The organism is Staphylococcus sp. SM3655, assembly GCF_016917315.1.
GTDB lineage: Bacteria > Bacillota > Bacilli > Staphylococcales > Staphylococcaceae > Staphylococcus > Staphylococcus aureus.
Map to the genome: position 1 here is coordinate 1,986,789 of NZ_CP070305.1, position 23,349 is coordinate 2,010,137.

Annotated in this window: 19 protein-coding genes; 18 read left to right on the forward strand and 1 reads right to left on the reverse strand. The window is 33.2% G+C overall.

What is annotated here, in order from left to right; translation table 11 throughout:
- Positions 1–399 precede the first annotated feature (399 nt).
- The 11 genes from JQN76_RS09780 (at position 400) to JQN76_RS09830 (ending at position 11,273) form a co-directional block, all read left to right on the forward strand.
- A complete protein-coding gene (locus JQN76_RS09780; protein WP_000426914.1) occupies positions 400–633 on the forward strand; it encodes an acyl carrier protein in 234 nt (77 codons plus the stop codon).
- 115 nt (positions 634–748) lie between these two features.
- Positions 749–1,480, forward strand: coding sequence for a ribonuclease III (gene rnc, locus JQN76_RS09785; protein WP_000043237.1), 732 nt, complete (start codon positions 749–751; stop codon positions 1,478–1,480).
- A 146-nt stretch (positions 1,481–1,626) separates the two neighbouring features.
- Positions 1,627–5,193, forward strand: coding sequence for a chromosome segregation protein SMC (gene smc / locus JQN76_RS09790; protein WP_001836849.1), 3,567 nt, complete (start codon positions 1,627–1,629; stop codon positions 5,191–5,193).
- Positions 5,193–6,443, forward strand: coding sequence for a signal recognition particle-docking protein FtsY (gene ftsY / locus JQN76_RS09795; RefSeq protein ID WP_000007683.1), 1,251 nt, complete (start codon positions 5,193–5,195; stop codon positions 6,441–6,443). The genes smc and ftsY overlap by 1 nt, the downstream gene beginning before the upstream one ends.
- Positions 6,430–6,762 carry a putative DNA-binding protein gene (locus tag JQN76_RS09800; RefSeq protein WP_000531320.1) on the forward strand — a complete coding sequence of 111 codons (333 nt, stop codon included), beginning with the start codon at positions 6,430–6,432 and terminating at the stop codon, positions 6,760–6,762. Before ftsY ends, JQN76_RS09800 begins: the two co-directional genes overlap by 14 nt.
- 25 nt (positions 6,763–6,787) lie before the next feature.
- Entirely contained in the window at positions 6,788–8,155 is a 1,368-nt protein-coding gene (gene ffh / locus JQN76_RS09805) for a signal recognition particle protein (protein ID WP_000863479.1), read from the forward strand.
- Between the two features lie 434 nt (positions 8,156–8,589).
- The gene (rpsP, locus tag JQN76_RS09810) at positions 8,590–8,865 is read left to right on the forward strand and encodes a 30S ribosomal protein S16 (protein WP_000268754.1); all 276 of its coding nucleotides are present in this window, start codon (positions 8,590–8,592) and stop codon (positions 8,863–8,865) included.
- Positions 8,866–9,052: 187 nt separating this feature from the next.
- On the forward strand, positions 9,053–9,556 hold the full coding sequence (rimM, locus tag JQN76_RS09815) for a ribosome maturation factor RimM (protein WP_001261981.1): 504 nt from the start codon (positions 9,053–9,055) through the stop codon (positions 9,554–9,556).
- Positions 9,556–10,293, forward strand: coding sequence for a tRNA (guanosine(37)-N1)-methyltransferase TrmD (gene trmD, locus JQN76_RS09820; RefSeq protein ID WP_000687328.1), 738 nt, complete (start codon positions 9,556–9,558; stop codon positions 10,291–10,293). The genes rimM and trmD overlap by 1 nt, the downstream gene beginning before the upstream one ends.
- Positions 10,294–10,395: 102 nt before the next feature.
- Complete coding sequence (gene rplS, locus JQN76_RS09825) at positions 10,396–10,746, forward strand: 50S ribosomal protein L19 (protein ID WP_000181404.1); 351 nt, start codon at positions 10,396–10,398, stop codon at positions 10,744–10,746.
- A gap of 386 nt (positions 10,747–11,132) precedes the next feature.
- Positions 11,133–11,273, forward strand: a complete 141-nt coding sequence (locus JQN76_RS09830; protein ID WP_001814542.1) for a hypothetical protein — start codon at positions 11,133–11,135, stop codon at positions 11,271–11,273.
- Between the two features lie 112 nt (positions 11,274–11,385).
- Here JQN76_RS09830 and yfhO read toward each other — a convergent pair whose 3' ends face one another.
- Positions 11,386–13,992, reverse strand: a complete 2,607-nt coding sequence (gene yfhO / locus JQN76_RS09835; RefSeq protein WP_000915236.1) for a lipoteichoic acid-specific glycosyltransferase YfhO — start codon at positions 13,990–13,992, stop codon at positions 11,386–11,388.
- Positions 13,993–14,392: 400 nt separating this feature from the next.
- Here yfhO and ylqF point away from each other — a divergent pair, with 400 nt between their 5' ends.
- The 7 genes from ylqF (at position 14,393) to trmFO (ending at position 23,141) form a co-directional block, all read left to right on the forward strand.
- Positions 14,393–15,277, forward strand: coding sequence for a ribosome biogenesis GTPase YlqF (gene ylqF, locus JQN76_RS09840; protein WP_000236722.1), 885 nt, complete (start codon positions 14,393–14,395; stop codon positions 15,275–15,277).
- Positions 15,261–16,028 carry a ribonuclease HII gene (locus JQN76_RS09845; RefSeq protein ID WP_000176409.1) on the forward strand — a complete coding sequence of 256 codons (768 nt, stop codon included), beginning with the start codon at positions 15,261–15,263 and terminating at the stop codon, positions 16,026–16,028. The genes ylqF and JQN76_RS09845 overlap by 17 nt, the downstream gene beginning before the upstream one ends.
- 108 nt (positions 16,029–16,136) lie before the next feature.
- On the forward strand, positions 16,137–17,303 hold the full coding sequence (gene sucC, locus JQN76_RS09850; protein ID WP_001020801.1) for an ADP-forming succinate--CoA ligase subunit beta: 1,167 nt from the start codon (positions 16,137–16,139) through the stop codon (positions 17,301–17,303).
- Between the two features lie 21 nt (positions 17,304–17,324).
- Entirely contained in the window at positions 17,325–18,233 is a 909-nt protein-coding gene (gene sucD, locus JQN76_RS09855) for a succinate--CoA ligase subunit alpha (protein WP_000110251.1), read from the forward strand.
- A gap of 323 nt (positions 18,234–18,556) precedes the next feature.
- Positions 18,557–19,429 carry a DNA-processing protein DprA gene (dprA, locus tag JQN76_RS09860; protein ID WP_000931873.1) on the forward strand — a complete coding sequence of 291 codons (873 nt, stop codon included), beginning with the start codon at positions 18,557–18,559 and terminating at the stop codon, positions 19,427–19,429.
- A 173-nt stretch (positions 19,430–19,602) separates the two neighbouring features.
- Positions 19,603–21,678, forward strand: coding sequence for a type I DNA topoisomerase (gene topA, locus JQN76_RS09865; protein ID WP_001557331.1), 2,076 nt, complete (start codon positions 19,603–19,605; stop codon positions 21,676–21,678).
- Positions 21,679–21,833: 155 nt separating this feature from the next.
- Entirely contained in the window at positions 21,834–23,141 is a 1,308-nt protein-coding gene (trmFO, locus tag JQN76_RS09870; RefSeq protein ID WP_000195254.1) for a methylenetetrahydrofolate--tRNA-(uracil(54)-C(5))-methyltransferase (FADH(2)-oxidizing) TrmFO, read from the forward strand.
- The last annotated feature ends 208 nt before the right edge of the window (positions 23,142–23,349 follow it).

The window sequence follows — 23,349 nt, forward strand, 5'->3', positions numbered from 1 at the left end:
AGATAAGGTTCCAGAATTTCTCCCTAAGAAACACTAATCAATAAATTGATAAGAAGATTAGAGGAACGCTTGAGCTAAAGCTCAAGATAAAGACGCAGTAATCAATAAATTGATAACTGGGATAGAGGTACGCCTGAGCTAAAGCTCAAGATAAAGACGCAGTAATCAATAAATTGATAACTGGGATAGAGGTACGCCTGAGCTAAAGCTCAAGATAAAGACGCAGTAATCAATAAATTGATAACTGGGATAGAGGTACACCTGAGCTAAAGCTCATGCATAAGAAACACTAATCAATAAATTGATAAGTGTTTCTAAAATTTCTACTTGTTTTTTAGAATTTAAAATGGGAAAATATAGTAGTCTATGTATAGGCATTTTTAAAGGAGGTGAATCGACGTGGAAAATTTCGATAAAGTAAAAGATATCATCGTTGACCGTTTAGGTGTAGACGCTGATAAAGTAACTGAAGATGCATCTTTCAAAGATGATTTAGGCGCTGACTCACTTGATATCGCTGAATTAGTAATGGAATTAGAAGACGAGTTTGGTACTGAAATTCCTGATGAAGAAGCTGAAAAAATCAACACTGTTGGTGATGCTGTTAAATTTATTAACAGTCTTGAAAAATAATAAATCTTACATCTGGGTCGTCAGTATTGTCGACTCAGTTTTTTTCTTTAATTATCAATAGTTTTAACGTAAAATTAAAGATGATTCAAGAGCAACACATAAAGGAGATAAAATAATGTCTAAACAAAAGAAAAGTGAGATAGTTAATCGTTTTAGAAAGCGCTTTGATACTAAAATGACAGAGTTAGGCTTTACTTATCAAAATATTGATTTATACCAACAAGCATTTTCGCATTCGAGTTTTATTAATGATTTTAATATGAATCGTTTAGACCATAATGAGCGTTTAGAGTTTTTGGGTGATGCGGTATTAGAATTGACGGTTTCACGATATTTATTTGATAAACATCCCAACTTGCCAGAAGGGAATTTAACAAAAATGCGTGCCACTATTGTATGTGAGCCCTCACTTGTAATATTTGCGAATAAAATTGGATTGAACGAAATGATTTTACTTGGTAAAGGTGAAGAGAAAACAGGGGGACGTACAAGACCATCATTAATATCAGATGCATTCGAAGCATTTATTGGGGCATTGTATTTGGATCAAGGACTAGATATAGTTTGGAAATTTGCTGAGAAAGTCATTTTCCCACATGTAGAACAAAATGAGTTATTAGGCGTGGTAGATTTTAAAACACAATTCCAAGAATATGTGCACCAGCAAAATAAAGGTGATGTAACCTATAATTTAATAAAAGAAGAGGGACCGGCACATCATCGTCTATTCACTTCAGAAGTTATTCTGCAAGGGGAAGCAATAGCTGAAGGTAAAGGGAAAACGAAAAAAGAATCAGAACAACGTGCTGCTGAAAGTGCCTATAAGCAATTAAAACAAATTAAATAGAAATTTATATGATACGACATATAGGTGTTCGATTTAGGATTTAAGGAAGAATTTTTAATATTTTATGGAACAACTTCGAAATTTAATATACAAATACTAAAATATCGTATACATGTGTTCTTTAAAATTGTGATAAGGAGTTTAGGATGGTTTATTTAAAATCAATAGATGCCATTGGATTTAAGTCTTTTGCAGATCAAACCAATGTTCAATTCGATAAAGGTGTAACTGCAATTGTTGGTCCAAATGGAAGCGGTAAAAGTAATATTACAGATGCTATTAAATGGGTGTTGGGTGAACAATCGGCTAAATCATTACGTGGCTCAAAAATGGAAGATATTATCTTCTCAGGTGCAGAACATCGCAAAGCTCAAAATTATGCTGAAGTACAGTTAAGATTAGATAATCATTCTAAAAAGCTCAGTGTTGATGAAAACGAAGTTATTGTAACAAGAAGATTGTATCGAAGTGGTGAAAGTGAGTACTACATAAATAATGACCGTGCAAGATTAAAAGATATTGCCGATTTATTTTTAGATTCTGGATTGGGAAAAGAAGCGTATAGCATTATCTCGCAAGGTAGAGTTGATGAAATACTAAATGCTAAACCAATTGATAGACGTCAAATTATTGAAGAATCGGCTGGTGTACTTAAATATAAAAAACGTAAGGCTGAATCATTAAATAAACTTGACCAAACAGAAGATAATTTAACGAGAGTAGAAGACATTTTATATGATTTGGAAGGTCGCGTAGATCCTCTAAAAGAGGAGGCAGCTATAGCTAAAGAATATAAGACACTTTCACATCAAATGAAACATAGTGACATTGTAGTTACAGTGCACGATATTGATCAATATACAAATGACAATAGACAATTAGATCAACGTTTAAATGATTTACAAGGCCAACAAGCAAATAAAGAAGCTGACAAGCAACGTTTAAGCCAACAAATTCAACAATATAAAGGTAAACGTCATCAACTTGATAATGATGTTGAATCGCTTAATTATCAATTAGTAAAAGCTACGGAAGCCTTTGAAAAATATACGGGACAATTAAATGTTTTAGAAGAACGTAAGAAAAATCAATCTGAAACAAATGCACGATATGAAGAAGAACAAGAAAATTTAATGGAGCTTTTAGAAAATATATCAAATGAGATTTCTGAAGCTCAAGATACTTATAAGTCTCTGAAAAGTAAACAAAAAGAACTCAATGCTGTCATTCGTGAACTTGAAGAACAACTATATGTTTCAGGCGAAGCACATGATGAAAAATTGGAAGAAATTAAAAACGAATACTATACATTAATGTCAGAGCAATCAGATGTTAACAATGATATTCGTTTTTTAAAGCATACTATAGAAGAGAATGAGGCTAAAAAATCAAGACTAGATTCTCGATTAGTTGAAGTTTTTGAGCAATTGAAAGATATTCAGGGTCAAATAAAAACGACAAAAAAAGAATATCAACAGACCAACAAAGACCTTTCTGCTGTGGATAAAGAAATTAAAAATATAGAAAAAGACCTCACTGATACAAAAAAAGCACAAAATGAATACGAAGAGAAATTGTATCAAGCATATCGATATACCGAAAAAATGAAAACACGTATTGATAGTTTGGCAACGCAAGAGGAAGAATATACTTATTTTTTCAATGGCGTCAAACATATTTTGAAAGCTAAAAATAAAGAATTAAAGGGTATTCATGGTGCAGTTGCGGAAATTATTGATGTGCCATCTAAATTAACTCAGGCAATTGAAACAGCATTAGGTGCTTCATTACAACATGTCATTGTAGATTCAGAAAAAGATGGACGCCAGGCTATTCAATTTTTAAAAGAACGTAATTTAGGTCGTGCGACGTTTTTACCATTAAATGTTATACAGAGTAGAGTGGTAGCGACTGATATTAAGTCTATTGCTAAAGAGGCAAACGGATTTATTAGTATTGCTTCGGAAGCAGTTAAAGTAGCACCAGAATATCAAAATATTATCGGGAATTTATTAGGTAATACGATTATCGTTGATCATTTAAAGCATGCAAATGAATTGGCACGTGCGATTAAATATCGAACTCGTATTGTTACTTTGGAAGGTGATATTGTAAATCCTGGTGGTTCTATGACTGGTGGTGGCGCTCGTAAGTCAAAAAGTATTCTGTCTCAAAAAGACGAGTTGACAACAATGAGACACCAATTAGAAGATTACTTGCGTCAAACAGAATCATTTGAACAACAATTTAAAGAGTTGAAGATAAAAAGTGATCAATTAAGTGAACTGTATTTTGAAAAAAGTCAAAAGCATAATACACTTAAAGAGCAAGTGCATCATTTTGAAATGGAGCTCGATAGATTTATTACACAAGAAACACAAATAAAAAATGATCATGAAGAATTCGAATTTGAAAAAAATGATGGTTATACGAGTGACAAAAGTCGACAAACTTTGAGTGAAAAAGAAACTCATCTAGAAAGTATTAAAGCATCTTTAAAACGACTAGAAGATGAAATTGAACGCTACACAAAACTTTCTAAAGAAGGTAAGGAAAGCGTTACTAAAACACAACAAACCTTACATCAGAAACAATCTGATCTTGCTGTGGTTAAAGAGCGTATTAAAACACAACAACAGACAATAGATCGATTAAATAATCAAAATCAACAAACTAAACATCAATTAAAAGATGTTAAAGAAAAAATTGCATTCTTTAATTCGGATGAAGTGATGGGCGAACAAGCTTTTCAAAATATTAAAGATCAAATTAATGGTCAACAAGAAACGAGAACACGCTTATCTGATGAATTAGATAAATTGAAACAACAACGTATTGAGTTGAATGAACAAATCGATGCGCAAGAAGCTAAACTACAAGTTTGTCACCAAGATATTTTAGCTATCGAAAATCACTACCAAGATATTAAAGCTGAACAATCAAAGCTAGATGTATTAATTCATCATGCGATAGATCATTTAAATGATGAATATCAATTGACTGTTGAACGTGCGAAATCTGAATATACGAGTGATGAATCGATTGACGCATTACGTAAAAAAGTTAAGTTAATGAAGATGTCGATTGATGAACTAGGTCCTGTAAACTTAAATGCAATTGAACAATTTGAAGAGTTAAATGAACGTTATACATTTTTAAGTGAACAACGTACAGATCTTCGTAAAGCTAAAGAAACATTAGAGCAAATTATAAGTGAAATGGATCAAGAGGTTACTGAAAGATTTAAAGAAACTTTCCATGCTATTCAAGGACATTTTACAGCTGTGTTCAAACAATTGTTTGGTGGAGGCGATGCAGAATTGCAATTAACTGAAGCCGATTATTTAACAGCTGGTATTGATATTGTGGTACAACCACCGGGTAAAAAGTTGCAACATTTATCGTTACTGAGTGGTGGTGAGCGTGCATTAACTGCTATTGCTTTACTATTTGCAATTTTAAAAGTAAGATCTGCACCTTTTGTTATATTAGATGAGGTTGAAGCTGCACTAGATGAAGCAAATGTTATTAGATACGCAAAATATTTAAATGAGTTATCAGACGAAACACAATTCATTGTTATTACACACCGTAAAGGAACAATGGAATTTGCAGATAGGTTATACGGTGTAACAATGCAAGAATCAGGTGTTACTAAACTTGTGAGTGTGAATTTAAATACAATAGATGATGTGTTGAAGGAGGAGCAATAATGAGCTTTTTTAAACGCTTAAAAGATAAGTTTGCAACAAATAAAGAAAATGAAGAAGTTAAATCCTTAACAGAAGAACAAGGTCAAGACAAATTAGAAGATACACATTCTGAAGGTTCAACGCAGGACGCAAATGATTTAGCAGAAAATGCTGAAGTGAAAAAGAAGCCACGCAAGTTGAGTGAAGCGGATTTTGATGACGATGGCTTAATATCAATTGAAGATTTTGAAGAAATTGAAGCTCAAAAAATGGGTGCTAAATTTAAAGCAGGACTCGAAAAATCTCGTCAAAATTTCCAAGAACAATTAAATAATTTGATAGCGAGATATCGTAAAGTAGATGAAGACTTTTTTGAAGCTTTAGAAGAAATGTTAATCACTGCAGACGTCGGTTTTAATACAGTGATGACGTTAACTGAAGAATTACGTATGGAAGCACAACGACGTAATATTCAAGATACTGAAGATTTGCGTGAAGTCATTGTTGAAAAAATCGTAGAGATTTACCATCAAGAAGATGATAATTCAGAAGCTATGAACTTAGAAGATGGTCGTTTAAATGTCATTTTAATGGTTGGTGTGAATGGTGTTGGTAAAACAACAACAATTGGAAAATTAGCTTACCGATATAAAATGGAAGGTAAAAAAGTAATGTTAGCTGCGGGCGATACTTTTAGAGCGGGTGCTATTGATCAATTGAAAGTTTGGGGCGAACGTGTTGGTGTAGACGTAATTAGCCAAAGTGAAGGTTCTGATCCAGCTGCTGTTATGTATGATGCGATTAATGCCGCTAAAAACAAAGGTGTTGATATTTTAATTTGTGATACCGCTGGACGTTTACAAAATAAAACAAATCTAATGCAAGAATTAGAAAAAGTTAAGCGTGTAATTAATCGAGCAGTGCCAGATGCGCCTCATGAAGCATTACTATGTTTAGATGCTACAACTGGTCAGAATGCGTTGTCACAAGCTAGAAACTTTAAAGAAGTAACAAATGTTACAGGTATTGTATTAACGAAATTAGATGGTACAGCCAAAGGTGGTATCGTATTAGCCATTCGTAATGAATTGCACATTCCAGTTAAATATGTAGGTTTAGGTGAGCAATTAGATGACTTACAACCATTTAACCCTGAAAGTTATGTCTACGGCTTATTCGCTGATATGATTGAACAAAATGAAGAAATAACAACAGTTGAAAATGATCAAATTGTAACAGAAGAAAAGGACGATAATCATGGGTCAAAATGATTTAGTTAAAACGTTACGAATGAATTATTTGTTTGATTTTTATCAATCCTTATTGACGAATAAACAACGTAATTATTTGGAATTATTTTATCTTGAAGATTATTCTTTAAGTGAAATCGCAGATACTTTTAATGTGAGTAGACAAGCAGTTTATGATAATATAAGAAGAACTGGCGATTTAGTTGAAGATTATGAAAAGAAATTGGAATTATACCAGAAATTTGAGCAACGCCGAGAAATATATGATGAAATGAAACAACATTTAAGTAATCCAGAACAAATACAACGTTATATTCAACAATTAGAAGACTTAGAATAGATATAAATTGAGGGAGGACATCGATATGGCATTTGAAGGGTTATCAGAACGCTTGCAAGCGACGATGCAAAAAATGCGTGGTAAGGGTAAACTTACTGAAGCTGATATAAAGATAATGATGCGTGAAGTAAGATTAGCGTTACTTGAGGCTGACGTAAACTTTAAAGTGGTAAAAGAATTTATTAAAACAGTATCAGAACGCGCATTAGGTTCCGATGTAATGCAATCATTAACACCAGGGCAACAAGTTATTAAAATAGTTCAAGATGAATTAACGCAGTTGATGGGTGGAGAAAATACGTCGATTAATATGTCAAATAAACCACCTACTGTTGTTATGATGGTTGGTTTACAAGGTGCTGGTAAAACAACAACTGCAGGTAAATTAGCATTATTGATGCGTAAAAAATACAACAAAAAACCTATGTTAGTTGCAGCAGATATTTATCGTCCAGCAGCGATAAATCAATTACAAACAGTAGGGAAACAAATTGATATTCCTGTATACAGTGAAGGAGATCAAGTAAAGCCACAACAAATTGTAACTAATGCATTAAAACATGCTAAAGAAGAACATTTAGACTTTGTAATCATTGATACAGCAGGTCGATTACACATCGATGAAGCATTGATGAACGAATTAAAAGAAGTAAAAGACATTGCTAAACCAAACGAAATTATGTTAGTTGTCGATTCAATGACGGGTCAAGATGCTGTCAATGTTGCAGAATCTTTTGACGATCAACTTGATGTCACAGGTGTTACCTTAACTAAATTAGATGGTGATACACGTGGTGGTGCAGCTTTATCTATTCGTTCGGTGACACAAAAACCAATTAAATTTGTTGGTATGAGTGAAAAGTTAGATGGTTTAGAGCTATTCCATCCTGAACGTATGGCATCACGTATTTTAGGTATGGGTGATGTGTTAAGTTTAATTGAAAAAGCGCAACAAGATGTGGATCAAGAAAAAGCAAAAGATTTAGAGAAAAAGATGCGTGAGTCATCGTTTACTTTAGATGATTTTTTAGAACAACTTGATCAGGTGAAAAATCTAGGACCACTGGATGATATTATGAAAATGATTCCAGGTATGAATAAAATGAAAGGGCTAGATAAGCTTAATATGAGTGAAAAGCAAATTGATCATATTAAAGCGATTATCCAGTCAATGACGCCGGCTGAAAGAAACAATCCAGACACATTGAATGTATCACGTAAAAAGCGTATTGCTAAAGGGTCTGGTCGTTCATTACAAGAAGTCAATCGTTTGATGAAACAATTTAACGATATGAAGAAAATGATGAAACAATTCACTGGTGGCGGTAAAGGTAAAAAAGGTAAACGCAATCAAATGCAAAATATGTTAAAAGGTATGAATTTGCCGTTTTAATGTTTAATATAACACGCTGATTTTTGTTGCAATGAGATGTGCATCCCGAAAGTTATACTAAAGAATATAACTTTATGGGGTGCATATTTTTAGATACACAATAATAATTAAAAACTGAAATTGCTGATTTGCTAGAACATGAGGTTATTGTTGCTAATATTAATAAGTTATATTGGGGGAACGTGTGCGGTAGAAGTGGTACCATTCATGTCCTTACGGGATAAATTAACTAAACACGTATGTGGTGAAGGCTACTATGAATTTTTATAACCTATTAACAGTCTAATTTAGTAATCACATAGTTATTATTGTAAGAAAAAGGTTCAATAATTTTCTAGGTAAAGAAAAAACTCTTTACAAACATTCACACACCTGTTAATATTATTTCTTGTAGAAAATAAAAATTAAAACATGACTTAAAGGAGATTTTATAAATGGCAGTTAAAATTCGTTTAACACGTTTAGGTTCAAAAAGAAATCCATTCTATCGTATCGTAGTAGCAGATGCTCGTTCTCCTCGTGACGGACGTATCATCGAACAAATCGGTACTTATAACCCAACGAGCGCTAATGCTCCAGAAATTAAAGTTGACGAAGCGTTAGCTTTAAAATGGTTAAATGATGGTGCGAAGCCAACTGATACAGTTCACAATATCTTATCAAAAGAAGGTATTATGAAAAAATTTGACGAACAAAAGAAAGCTAAGTAATTTAGCGTAAAATTGTTCTAACAATAAGAATAACTCGTTTACACTGACAGTTATTACTCAATGATACGTTGGGAATATCACATGTTAGTAATATAGAACGTATTGGGTACCATAATGGTGCCCTTTTTCTTTGAATTATTTTCAATTAAAATAGAAGTGTTCAAAGCATAGAGTTGGAGGTAATAGAATGAGAGTTGAAGTTGGTCAAATTGTTAACACACATGGTATTAAAGGTGAAATTAAAGTAAAATCCAATTCAGACTTTACAGACGTTCGTTTTCAACCCGGTCAAGTGCTGACAGTTGTGCATAACAATAACGACCTTGAATATACTGTTAAGTCACATAGAGTGCATAAAGGGCTTCATATGCTCACATTTGAAGGTATTAATAATATTAATGATATTGAGCATTTAAAAGGGAGTTCTATTTATCAAGAGCGTGATCATGAAGATATCGTACTTGAGGAAAATGAATTTTATTATTCAGATATTATAGGATGTACAGTTTTTGATGATCAAGAAGCACCAATCGGTCGTGTTATCAACATCTTTGAAACAGGTGCAAATGATGTATGGGTAATAAAAGGTTCGAAAGAATATTTAATTCCATACATTGCTGAAGTGGTAAAAGAAGTGGATGTTGAAAATAAAAAAATCATCATTACACCGATGGAAGGATTGTTGGATTAATGAAAATTGATTATTTAACTTTATTTCCTGAAATGTTTGATGGTGTTTTAAATCATTCAATTATGAAACGTGCCCAAGAAAACAATAAATTACAAATCAATACGGTTAATTTTAGAGATTATGCAATTAACAAGCACAACCAAGTAGATGATTATCCGTATGGTGGCGGACAAGGTATGGTGTTAAAGCCTGAACCTGTTTTTAATGCAATGGAAGACTTAGATGTCACAGAACAAACACGCGTTATTTTAATGTGTCCACAAGGCGAGCCATTTTCACATCAGAAAGCTGTTGAATTAAGCAAGGCTGACCACATCGTTTTCATATGCGGACATTATGAAGGTTACGATGAACGTATCCGAACGCATCTTGTCACAGATGAAATATCAATGGGTGACTATGTTTTAACAGGTGGAGAATTGCCAGCGATGACCATGACTGATGCTATTGTTAGACTGATTCCAGGTGTTTTAGGTAATGAACAGTCACATCAAGACGATTCATTTTCAGATGGGTTATTAGAGTTTCCGCAATATACACGTCCGCGTGAATTTAAAGGTCTAACAGTTCCGGATGTTTTATTGTCTGGAAATCATGCCAATATTGATGCATGGAGACATGAGCAAAAGTTGATCCGCACATATAATAAAAGACCTGACTTAATTGAAAAATATCCATTAACTAATGCAGATAAGCAAATATTAGAAAGATATAAAATAGGATTGAAAAAAGGTTAGTATTGTGCTAACATAATCTGAGTGTGGAAACACAAAAATCACTATGATCCGCTGCTATATATTTGTCGAGGCAAGAACATAGGTTGAAGAGGAGAATTTATAATGACAAATCACAAATTAATCGAAGCAGTAACTAAATCACAATTACGTACAGACTTACCTAGTTTCCGTCCTGGTGATACTTTACGTGTACACGTACGTATCATTGAGGGTACTCGTGAGCGTATCCAAGTATTCGAAGGCGTTGTAATTAAACGTCGTGGCGGTGGCGTTTCTGAAACGTTTACAGTTCGTAAAATTTCATCAGGTGTTGGCGTGGAACGTACATTCCCATTACACACACCAAAAATTGAAAAAATCGAAGTTAAACGTCGTGGTAAAGTACGTCGTGCTAAATTATATTACTTACGTAGTTTACGTGGTAAAGCTGCTAGAATCCAAGAAATTCGTTAATCAGCATTTAAACAAAGCTATGTATGAGTCAAATTCGACTTAAACAATAAAGCCATCTAGGTCACTTTTATGGAGTGATATAGATGGCTTTTTTTGCTGTTTAGTTAATGTAAAGTTGATAATGTAATTGTTTATTCCTTCTCTATTCATAACGTGTTTGCTCAAAATGGTTATATAAACAAAAGGCTGGGACATAAATCAATGTTCTATGCTCTACGAAGTTATATTGGCAGTAGTTGACTGAACGAAAATGCACTTGTAACAAGCTTTTTTCAATTCTAGTCAGGGGCCCCAACACAGAGAATTTCGAAAAGAAATTCTACAGGCAATGCGAGTTGGGGTGTGGGCCCCAACATAGAGAATTTCGAAATGAAATTCTACAGGCAATGCAAGTTGGGGATGGGCCCCAACAAAGAGAAGTTGGATTCCCAATTTCTACAGACAATGCAAGTTGGCAGGGCCCCAACATAGAAGCTGGCGGAAAGTCAGCTTACAATAATGTGCAAGTTGGCGGGGCCCCAACATAGAAGCTGGCGGAAAGTCAGCTTACAATAATGTGCAAGTTGGGGTGAACAACGAAATAAATTTTGCGAAAATATCATTTCTGTCCCACTCCCATTAAATATATGCGTAGCAACATTATTTTTGTCTTGCCCATCTCGTGAAAATAATACTACATATAATGCCAAATATAGTAATTGTTATAAGTAAATAATAGTATGGTGGGGTATAGCTCAATTGAATCTTTGTTATATTTTTAGGTGCTTTAATGCCGGTCATAACACCATTTACTTGTTCAACTTTAAGACTTTGATCACCTGATGTCGCTTTCATACCTTGATTATATGCTGTTGGCAAAACAATATACCCAGATGAATTTTTATTTTTAGTAATAGTATAACCTTGCTTTGTCTTACTAACTTTGACAGACTCTAATGAATTTGAAGCGTCTTTAAGCGTGGTATAATCTTCGCCGTATATCCCTTTTAAATTTACTCGATACTTACCTTTAGGCAATGATAATCTAATTCTATCTGAAGCTTTAATGCGTATCGTTACGGGTGTTACAAAGCGTCGATATTTATAAGTGAGTTTATTTCTTTCTTGTGTATATTCATTCACTTTAACATCATGAGCTTTATCCGGCGAAAGTAATTCTAAATCCATTTCAAAATACAAATCTTTAAATTGATTAGAAACTGATTTTGGCAACTGTACAGTTAGACCACCATTATTTTGTTTAACTTGTAATAAATGTTTTGTAGGAGATTGCCAGGCTGCACTATTTAATTTAATTGTTGAATCTGATAGTAAATTTTTATTGGCTTTAAAATGTGTATTAACATCTTTAGTATTGTTAGAAACAATCCCTTGCAACATTGCTTGTTCTTTATCTAATGGAGATTTTAATTCTTTATTGGAAAAGACCTTATTTGTAATATGTGCACTTGGATAATGGATGGTATTTTTAGAATGAATCCAACGAACTTTATTGTCTTTGTGTTCAGAGTTAATTTTAAATCCATATGGTAAGTTGTCATCATGATTTACTCTAATTCGATCATTCACATTCCAAAGCGATAGTAAATTTTGACGATTGCCAAGTAATCTATAAGTGCTGTTTTTATCGATTGGCATATTAATTTGGAGTGTCTTGTCATAATATTTTAAAATGTCTCCATTAAAAATACTAGAATATAATGAAATGCCATTATAATGATATATAAATGGTGAATTTAATGCATAGTCTGACATATAATCAATGCGATTAAATGGGCCTGTTGCATTTTGATTTATCTTTTTTATTAGCTGGTTTACATAGTTACTATGATAATCATGTTGTTTCAACGTTGATATTGATTGTTGATAAGGTTTGATTGCCATATTTTTGTTGTTATCTAAAATGACGATTTGTTGAATCATAACGATTAATACTAATATTGCAACGGTTAATTTTTTATAACGCCATAAACTAAATTTTAAAATAACGGCAAGCACCATTAGCAGGATAATACCTACTATAAGTGCAAGTGGGTGTGTCGGTGATAGTAATACATAAAGTAATGCGATGATACTTACTGGTATTGTTCTGATTAAATAATATTTCATATTTAATGTTGATAAATGTTGAATAAACAATCCGCAAAGAGCGCTTGATGATAGTGCTAAGATATACACCCAACGCCTTTCTGGAAATGAAAAACCATTAAAAGCACTGTCGAAATACTGTGATAATGAACCAATAAATAATATCCATGTTACTATTGCGAAAAGTCTATAAAAGTAAAAACGATACAGTTTGAATGACAATAATGCAACGATAGTAAGAATTGAAATCGTAATATAAAATCCATCGCTAAAGAAAAAATAATGATAATCAAGTGGTGTCAAAAACGGTATATCAACATTGGGATTTTGCTTTCTGTCATTTTCCAAAAACGCAGAAATGCCAGTGAATAAACCAAATACACTTGATAACACACTCAAAACTGTAGCAGATATGACGCAAATAAATTTTTGTGTTCTAGAGACAATGTCATATTTGTAAGTGAAAATGAGTCGATATAAATAGTAGCAACCTATAATAATAGCTTGATAATAACTGAAATAAAAATTGCTAAATAGTGTTAAGGCTATCGCAACAATGAAAATACCGATTTTGCGTTGTTGAAAATATCTTTCCAAACCAAGAATCGATAATGGCAATAAATATAATAAATTTCCATAAAATGACCAAGTAAAATTAAAGTATATAACGACAGTTGACATGCCGTATAAAATCGTAGCGATCATATTTGTTGAGCGTTTAAAGTGTAATATTTTAAATAAGTAGAAGGTCACGACAAATGTTATGATAGCTCGTATCATGGCCATAATAAGTTGGTTTGTCGGCCAAAAATGTATTGTTGTCGGATTAAATATACCAACCGTTTCTCCTATTTTAATGAATAGAAAATTTAGCCACATTAAAGGTGACAGCGAATAATAATATGATAGTCCTTTCATATAATCGCCACCTAATCCAAACGATGCATCATATAAACTAGAAAAACTACTTAAATGTTCATACAAATACATTTGAAATGGCATCATTTGACGGAATCCATCTCCAGCCCCACTAAAAACAGTACCATTCACAATATAATCATAGATATGAGTAGAAAATAAAATAAGCGTTAATATTACACTAATGAAAGTTATAACAAAGAATTGTTTGACGTTTGAATTTAGCCACTTTTTTAACACAACATTATCCTCAACTTTCAAATTTAAAATTAAGTTTAACTGAAACTAAAGTTAATGAGGTTCTTGATAGGTAAAGACGAAGATGACTGTGGAACAGATACCTTATCATAGTTACTTAAACTTTGGATCATTTTCAGTTTATCATTAAACAAATATATTGAATAATAAAAATGTCATACTGATAAAGATGAATGTCACTTAATAAGTAACTTAGATTTAACAAATGATGATTTTTAATTGTAGAAAACTTGAAATAATCACTTATACCTAAATCTAAAGCATTGTTAAGAAGTGTGACAATGTTAAAATAAATATAGTTGAATTAATGAATTTGTTCTATAATTAACAGGTTATAGATTTTAATAATGAGAAAAGAATTGACGAAAGTAAGGTGAATTGAATGGTTATTCAATGGTATCCAGGACATATGGCGAAAGCCAAAAGAGAAGTAAGTGAACAATTAAAAAAAGTAGATGTAGTGTTTGAACTAGTAGATGCAAGAATTCCATATAGTTCAAGAAACCCTATGATAGATGAAGTTATTAACCAAAAACCACGTGTTGTTATATTAAATAAAAAAGATATGTCTAATTTAAATGAGATGTCAAAATGGGAACAATTTTTTATTGATAAAGGATACTATCCTGTATCAGTGGATGCTAAGCACGGTAAAAATTTAAAGAAAGTGGAAGCTGCAGCAATTAAGGCGACTGCTGAAAAATTTGAACGCGAAAAAGCGAAAGGACTTAAACCTAGAGCGATAAGAGCGATGATTGTTGGAATTCCAAATGTTGGTAAATCCACATTAATAAATAAACTGGCAAAGCGTAGTATTGCACAGACTGGTAATAAACCAGGTGTGACCAAACAACAACAATGGATTAAAGTTGGTAATGCATTACAACTATTAGACACACCAGGGATACTTTGGCCTAAATTTGAAGATGAAGAAGTCGGTAAGAAGTTGAGTTTAACTGGTGCGATAAAAGATAGTATTGTGCACTTAGATGAAGTTGCCATCTATGGATTAAACTTTTTAATTCAAAATGATTTAGCGCGATTAAAGTCACATTATAATATTGAAGTTCCTGAAGATGCAGAAATCATAGCGTGGTTTGATGCGATAGGGAAAAAACGTGGCTTAATTCGACGTGGTAATGAAATTGATTACGAAGCAGTCATTGAACTGATTATTTATGATATTCGAAATGCTAAAATAGGAAATTATTGTTTTGATATTTTTAAAGATATGACTGAGGAATTAGCAAATGACGCTAACAATTAAAGAAGTTACGCAGTTGATTAATGCGGTTAATACAATAGAAGAATTAGAAAATCATGAATGCTTTTTAGATGAGCGAAAAGGTGTTCGAAATGCCATAGCTAGGCGCAGAAAAGCGTTAGAAAAAGAACAAGCTTTAAAAGAAAAGTATGTTGAAATGACTTACTTTGAAAATGAAATATTAAAAGAGCATCCTAATGCTATTATTTGTGGTATTGATGAAGTTGGAAGAGGGCCTTTAGCAGGACCAGTCGTTGCATGCGCAACAATTTTAAATTCAAATCACAATTATTTGGGCCTTGATGACTCAAAAAAAGTACCTTTTACGAAACGTCTAGAATTAAATGAAGCACTAAAAAATGAAGTTACTGCTTTTGCATATGGTATCGCGACAGCTGAAGAAATAGATGAATTTAATATTTATAAAGCTACTCAAATCGCCATGCAGCGAGCTATTGATGGATTATCAGTACAACCAACGCATTTATTGATAGACGCGATGACGCTTGATAATGCACTGCCTCAAGTATCTTTAATCAAGGGTGATGCAAGAAGTGTGTCCATTGCAGCTGCAAGTATCATGGCAAAGGTTTTTCGTGATGATTATATGACACAGTTATCTAAAGATTATCCTGAATACGGTTTTGAAAAAAACGCGGGTTACGGTACCAAACAACATTTACTAGCAATCGATGATATTGGCATTATGAAAGAGCATAGAAAAAGCTTTGAACCTATAAAATCGTTACTGTAAATCGTAAAATTCAATTAAATGATAAAAAAGTAGCATTTAAGTTTACAATAGCGCTTACATTTTTTATAATTGTAAGGGAACTTAACCTAAGTAACAGGAGGATGGAAGATGAATATCCACGAGTATCAAGGTAAAGAAATATTTCGTTCAATGGGCGTTGCAGTTCCAGAAGGACGAGTAGCATTTACTGCTGAAGAAGCGGTGGAGAAAGCAAAAGAATTAAATTCTGATGTTTATGTTGTAAAAGCACAAATTCATGCTGGAGGTAGAGGTAAAGCAGGCGGAGTAAAAATTGCTAAATCTTTATCTGAGGTAGAAACATATGCAAAAGAATTATTAGGGAAAACTTTGGTGACACATCAAACTGGTCCAGAAGGTAAAGAAATTAAGCGTTTATATATCGAAGAAGGTTGTGCTATTCAAAAAGAATATTACGTTGGATTCGTTATTGATCGTGCGACTGACCAAGTAACATTGATGGCGTCTGAAGAAGGGGGTACTGAGATTGAAGAAGTTGCTGCGAAGACTCCTGAAAAGATCTTCAAAGAAACTATCGATCCAGTAATCGGACTTTCACCATTCCAAGCAAGACGAATTGCGTTTAATATTAATATTCCTAAAGAATCTGTTAACAAAGCTGCTAAATTCTTATTAGCACTTTATAATGTATTCATTGAAAAAGATTGTTCAATCGTAGAAATCAACCCATTAGTTACAACAGCTGATGGTGATGTATTGGCATTAGATGCTAAAATTAATTTTGATGATAATGCATTATTCAGACATAAAGATGTTGTAGAATTACGTGATTTAGAAGAAGAAGATCCGAAAGAGATTGAAGCGTCTAAACATGATTTATCATACATTGCATTAGATGGTGACATCGGATGTATGGTTAATGGTGCAGGTTTAGCCATGGCAACAATGGATACGATTAATCATTTCGGTGGAAACCCAGCCAATTTCTTAGATGCAGGCGGAAGCGCTACTAGAGAAAAAGTAACTGAAGCATTTAAAATCATTTTAGGTGATGAAAATGTTAAAGGTATTTTTGTAAATATTTTCGGTGGCATTATGAAATGTGATGTTATCGCAGAAGGTATCGTTGAAGCTGTAAAAGAAGTAGATTTAACTTTACCACTAGTTGTACGCTTAGAAGGTACAAATGTTGAGTTAGGTAAAAAAATCTTAAAAGACTCAGGATTAGCAATTGAACCAGCAGCAACAATGGCTGAAGGTGCACAAAAAATTGTTAAACTAGTCAAAGAAGCATAAGGAAAGGATGGGAGCACTAAGATGAGTGTATTTATAGATAAGAATACTAAAGTAATGGTACAAGGTATTACAGGGTCTACTGCCCTTTTCCATACAAAACAAATGCTTGATTATGGTACGAAAATAGTAGCAGGTGTGACGCCTGGTAAAGGTGGTCAAGTTGTTGAAGGCGTTCCTGTTTTCAACACTGTTGAAGAAGCTAAAAATGAAACCGGGGCAACGGTTTCAGTCATTTACGTTCCAGCACCATTTGCTGCAGATTCAATTTTAGAAGCAGCAGATGCAGACTTAGATATGGTTATTTGTATTACTGAACATATTCCTGTATTAGACATGGTTAAAGTTAAACGCTACTTACAAGGTAGAAAAACACGTTTAGTTGGTCCGAACTGTCCAGGTGTGATTACAGCAGATGAATGTAAAATTGGTATTATGCCTGGCTATATTCACAAAAAAGGTCATGTTGGTGTAGTATCACGTTCAGGTACACTAACATATGAAGCAGTGCACCAATTGACTGAAGAAGGTATTGGTCAAACTACAGCTGTTGGTATTGGTGGAGACCCAGTTAATGGCACAAACTTTATTGATGTTTTAAAAGCATTCAATGAAGATGACGAAACGAAAGCAGTTGTTATGATTGGTGAAATCGGTGGTACAGCTGAAGAAGAAGCTGCTGAATGGATTAAAGCGAATATGACAAAACCAGTTGTAGGCTTTATCGGTGGACAAACAGCACCTCCTGGAAAACGTATGGGACATGCTGGTGCAATCATTTCAGGTGGTAAAGGTACTGCTGAAGAAAAAATTAAAACATTAAATAGCTGTGGTGTGAAAACAGCGGCAACACCTTCAGAAATTGGTTCAACATTAATTGAAGCTGCTAAAGAAGCAGGTATTTATGAAGCATTATTAACAGTTAATAAATAAAGTTAAAAGATGATATAAATGGCTATAGCCCATTCCATACTTTATAAAAGTATCGGAAATGGGCTATTTGTCGTGCGATGAATTTTAGTCCACTTTTCATATTTCGGAAAGGCAAGTATCGTTTTTGGACAACCTTTCAATCAAATCAATTTTCAATAGGCTTTTTGTCAGTAATTCGTATGTTATATATTTTTAGTATTCAAAAGTTTGAAGATTCTTTTTACTCCTTAAATTCTGGTAACAAATAGAGCCCCTTTGTTAACGAAATGAAAAATCAAATGTGTAGATAGTAGTTTATAATCTATGACAAAGGAGTAATAAATATGTTAAATCACATTTTACTTAAATTAATTTGGAGTCGTTTTACTACTGCACAAATACATCTACTTTTAAAAACTTTTCCGAGTTGTTGTGAAGTAGATGAATATGAACGAATGCATATTCTAGAAAATTTTTGTAAGCTTTTAGCGGATAAAAAAATAGATGCTAAAGTTAACCGTTACAAGGAAATTTCTGTTGATGAAATTGAAACAACAATTCAGAAAACCCAATTAAATTATATAACTTGTTTTGATCATAATTATCCCTATTTATTAAAAGAAACTTACAATTATCCTATCATTTTGTTCTATAAAGGGAATATTAACCTCCTTAGTTATCCGCACACTTTAGCTGTCGTTGGGTCACGATTATCAGGCGACTATACTTTAAAGGCATTGAATCATCTCTTCGTTTCATTTCAACAAATGAGTTTTTGTGTCGTTTCCGGGCTTGCTCAAGGAGCTGATGCAATGGCACATCAAATAGCTTTAAAATACAATCTCCCTACAATTGCAGTTTTAGCCTTTGGCCATCAAACACATTATCCCAAAAGTACATCAGCATTAAGAAATAAAATAGAAGAAAAAGGTTTAGTTATATCCGAATATCCACCACATACACCAATTGCTAAATATAGATTTCCTGAGCGCAATAGAATTATCAGCGGTTTGTCAAAAGGGGTTTTAATTACTGAGGCTAAGGAACAAAGTGGCAGTCACATCACGATAGATTTTGCATTAGAGCAAAATAGAAATGTTTATGTTTTACCTGGATCTATGTTTAATCCTATGACAAAAGGTAATTTATTACGTATCCAAGAAGGTGCTAAGGTAGTATTAAACGCTAATGATATATTTGAAGACTACTATATTTAAAACTAAAAATAACGAGTTGCTTCATATTTCTTTTGTTACCCTTTGTAATTTATTTTTTAATAAAATCTATAAAAAATAGACAGGGAAAATGATTTGTTTAGATATAAAACGTTGACAAAAGCAAAATTAAGCGTTTATCATTTATCTTTAGTAATTAGATTAGCGAGGGGGAAATGACATTGGCAGATAATTTAGTCATTGTTGAATCGCCTGCAAAAGCAAAAACCATTGAAAAGTATTTAGGTAAGAAATATAAAGTTATAGCTTCAATGGGACACGTCAGAGACTTACCAAGAAGTCAAATGGGTGTCGACACTGAAGATAATTACGAACCAAAATATATAACAATACGCGGAAAAGGTCCTGTTGTAAAAGAATTGAAAAAACATGCAAAAAAAGCGAAAAACGTCTTTCTCGCAAGTGACCCCGACCGTGAAGGTGAAGCAATTGCTTGGCATTTATCAAAAATTTTAGAGCTTGAAGATTCTAAAGAAAATCGCGTTGTTTTCAACGAAATAACTAAAGACGCTGTTAAAGAAAGTTTTAAAAATCCTAGAGAAATTGAAATGAACTTAGTCGATGCACAACAAGCGCGTCGAATATTAGATAGATTGGTTGGCTATAACATCTCGCCAGTTCTATGGAAAAAAGTAAAAAAAGGTTTGTCAGCGGGTCGAGTTCAATCTGTTGCACTTCGTTTAGTCATTGACCGTGAAAATGAAATTCGAAACTTTAAACCAGAAGAATATTGGACTATTGAAGGAGAATTTAGATACAAAAAATCAAAATTCAATGCTAAATTCCTTCATTATAAAAATAAACCTTTTAAATTAAAAACGAAAAAAGATGTTGAGAAAATTACAGCTGCACTAGATGGAGATCAATTCGAAATTACAAACGTGACTAAAAAAGAAAAAACGCGTAATCCAGCAAACCCATTTACAACTTCTACATTACAACAAGAGGCGGCACGTAAATTAAACTTTAAAGCAAGAAAAACAATGATGGTCGCACAACAATTATATGAAGGTATAGATTTGAAAAAACAAGGTACGATTGGTTTAATAACATATATGAGAACCGATTCTACACGTATTTCAGATACTGCCAAAGCTGAAGCAAAACAGTATATAACTGATAAATACGGTGAATCTTACACTTCTAAACGTAAAGCATCAGGGAAACAAGGTGACCAAGATGCCCATGAGGCTATTAGACCTTCAAGTACTATGCGTACGCCAGATGATATGAAGTCATTTTTGACGAAAGACCAATACCGATTATACAAATTAATTTGGGAACGATTTGTTGCTAGTCAAATGGCTCCAGCAATACTTGATACAGTCTCATTAGACATAACACAAGGTGACATTAAATTTAGAGCGAATGGTCAAACAATCAAGTTTAAAGGATTTATGACGCTTTATGTAGAAACTAAAGATGATAGTGATAGCGAAAAGGAAAATAAACTGCCTAAATTAGAGCAAGGTGATAAAGTCACAGCAACTCAAATTGAACCAGCTCAACACTATACACAACCACCTCCAAGATATACTGAGGCGAGATTAGTAAAAACACTAGAAGAATTGAAAATTGGGCGACCATCAACTTATGCACCGACAATAGATACGATTCAAAAGCGTAACTATGTCAAATTAGAAAGTAAGCGTTTTGTTCCTACTGAGTTGGGAGAAATAGTTCATGAACAAGTGAAAGAATACTTCCCAGAGATTATTGATGTGGAATTCACAGTGAATATGGAAACGTTACTTGATAAGATTGCAGAAGGTGACATTACATGGAGAAAAGTAATAGACGGTTTCTTTAGTAGCTTTAAACAAGATGTTGAACGTGCTGAAGAAGAGATGGAAAAGATTGAAATCAAAGATGAGCCAGCCGGTGAAGACTGTGAAGTTTGTGGTTCTCCTATGGTTATAAAAATGGGACGCTATGGTAAGTTTATGGCTTGCTCAAACTTCCCGGATTGTCGTAATACAAAAGCGATAGTTAAGTCTATTGGTGTTAAATGTCCAAAATGTAATGATGGTGACGTCGTAGAAAGAAAATCTAAAAAGAATCGTGTCTTTTATGGATGTTCGAAATATCCTGAATGCGACTTTATCTCTTGGGATAAGCCGATTGGAAGAGATTGTCCAAAATGTAACCAATATCTTGTTGAAAATAAAAAAGGCAAGACAACACAAGTAATATGTTCAAATTGCGATTATAAAGAGGCAGCGCAGAAATAATATTTTTATTTCCTAGAGACATTTTAAGATTGTTAAATAGAATCATTAGTGAATCTTATTTTAAAGATAGTAATGGATTAATCTAAATAAGTGCGGATAATATAAACATAACAACATAATTAAAAGACATAAATGACAATAAAAGGAGTATAGAAATGACTCAAACTGTAAATGTAATAGGTGCTGGTCTTGCCGGTTCAGAAGCGGCATATCAATTAGCTGAAAGAGGAATTAAAGTTAATCTAATAGAGATGAGACCTGTTAAACAAACACCAGCGCACCATACTGATAAATTTGCGGAACTTGTATGTTCCAATTCATTACGCGGAAATGCTTTAACTAATGGTGTGGGTGTTTTAAAAGAAGAAATGAGAAGATTGAATTCTATAATTATTGAAGCGGCTGATAAGGCACGAGTTCCAGCTGGTGGTGCATTAGCAGTTGATAGACACGATTTTTCAGGTTATATTACTGAAACACTTAAAAATCATGAAAATATCACAGTTATTAATGAAGAAATTAATGCCATTCCAGATGGATACACAATTATCGCAACAGGACCACTTACTACAGAAACCCTTGCGCAAGAAATAGTGGACATTACTGGTAAAGATCAACTTTATTTCTATGATGCGGCTGCTCCAATTATTGAAAAAGAATCTATTGATATGGATAAAGTTTACTTAAAGTCCCGTTATGATAAAGGTGAAGCTGCATATTTAAATTGTCCTATGACTGAGGATGAATTTAATCGCTTTTATGATGCAGTATTAGAAGCTGAAGTTGCGCCTGTAAATTCATTTGAAAAAGAAAAATATTTCGAGGGTTGTATGCCTTTTGAAGTAATGGCAGAACGCGGACGCAAGACATTACTATTTGGACCAATGAAACCAGTAGGATTAGAAGATCCAAAGACTGGGAAACGTCCTTATGCAGTGGTTCAATTAAGACAAGATGACGCTGCTGGTACACTCTACAATATTGTTGGCTTCCAAACGCATTTAAAATGGGGAGCTCAAAAAGAAGTCATTAAATTAATTCCAGGCTTAGAAAATGTTGATATTGTTAGATATGGTGTGATGCATAGAAATACCTTCATTAATTCACCGGACGTATTAAACGAGAAATATGAATTGATTTCACAACCAAACATACAGTTTGCGGGACAAATGACTGGTGTTGAAGGTTATGTAGAAAGCGCAGCTAGCGGCTTAGTTGCAGGCATCAATCTTGCGCATAAAATATTAGGCAAGGGTGAGGTAGTATTTCCGAGAGAAACAATGATTGGAAGTATGGCTTACTATATTTCTCATGCTAAAAACAATAAGAATTTCCAACCTATGAATGCTAACTTCGGGTTATTACCATCTTTAGAAACTAGAATTAAAGATAAAAAAGAACGCTATGAAGCACAAGCTAATAGAGCTTTGGATTACTTAGAAAATTTCAAAAAAACTTTATAAAATAGTTAGAAAGACTAGATATGCTATTCATTCTTAAGTCATCAACGAGTAAGTAATGACTTTCTAAATGGAAAATACTTATCCTAGTCTTTTTAATTTTGGAATTGTTACGTATTTCTGACAATTTAGCATTCGCATTCAAAAAATATCTGAATAAATAACACGCAATAAGTTGATTGATGTAACATGTAAGAGAATGTTTTAAATA

What these genes read in the sequence shown, in the direction of transcription:
- trmFO (WP_000195254.1), top strand. Translation starts at nt 21,834, where the DNA reads ATGACTCAAACTGTAAATGTAATAGGTGCTGGTCTTGCCGGTTCAGAA.
- dprA (WP_000931873.1), top strand. Translation starts at nt 18,557, where the DNA reads ATGTTAAATCACATTTTACTTAAATTAATTTGGAGTCGTTTTACTACT.
- rplS (WP_000181404.1), top strand. Translation starts at nt 10,396, where the DNA reads ATGACAAATCACAAATTAATCGAAGCAGTAACTAAATCACAATTACGT.
- sucD (WP_000110251.1), top strand. Translation starts at nt 17,325, where the DNA reads ATGAGTGTATTTATAGATAAGAATACTAAAGTAATGGTACAAGGTATT.
- JQN76_RS09800 (WP_000531320.1), top strand. Translation starts at nt 6,430, where the DNA reads ATGGGTCAAAATGATTTAGTTAAAACGTTACGAATGAATTATTTGTTT.
- rimM (WP_001261981.1), top strand. Translation starts at nt 9,053, where the DNA reads ATGAGAGTTGAAGTTGGTCAAATTGTTAACACACATGGTATTAAAGGT.
- trmD (WP_000687328.1), top strand. Translation starts at nt 9,556, where the DNA reads ATGAAAATTGATTATTTAACTTTATTTCCTGAAATGTTTGATGGTGTT.
- sucC (WP_001020801.1), top strand. Translation starts at nt 16,137, where the DNA reads ATGAATATCCACGAGTATCAAGGTAAAGAAATATTTCGTTCAATGGGC.
- ylqF (WP_000236722.1), top strand. Translation starts at nt 14,393, where the DNA reads ATGGTTATTCAATGGTATCCAGGACATATGGCGAAAGCCAAAAGAGAA.
- topA (WP_001557331.1), top strand. Translation starts at nt 19,603, where the DNA reads ATGACATTGGCAGATAATTTAGTCATTGTTGAATCGCCTGCAAAAGCA.
- rnc (WP_000043237.1), top strand. Translation starts at nt 749, where the DNA reads ATGTCTAAACAAAAGAAAAGTGAGATAGTTAATCGTTTTAGAAAGCGC.
- ftsY (WP_000007683.1), top strand. Translation starts at nt 5,193, where the DNA reads ATGAGCTTTTTTAAACGCTTAAAAGATAAGTTTGCAACAAATAAAGAA.
- smc (WP_001836849.1), top strand. Translation starts at nt 1,627, where the DNA reads ATGGTTTATTTAAAATCAATAGATGCCATTGGATTTAAGTCTTTTGCA.
- rpsP (WP_000268754.1), top strand. Translation starts at nt 8,590, where the DNA reads ATGGCAGTTAAAATTCGTTTAACACGTTTAGGTTCAAAAAGAAATCCA.
- JQN76_RS09845 (WP_000176409.1), top strand. Translation starts at nt 15,261, where the DNA reads ATGACGCTAACAATTAAAGAAGTTACGCAGTTGATTAATGCGGTTAAT.
- ffh (WP_000863479.1), top strand. Translation starts at nt 6,788, where the DNA reads ATGGCATTTGAAGGGTTATCAGAACGCTTGCAAGCGACGATGCAAAAA.
- JQN76_RS09830 (WP_001814542.1), top strand. Translation starts at nt 11,133, where the DNA reads ATGCAAGTTGGGGATGGGCCCCAACAAAGAGAAGTTGGATTCCCAATT.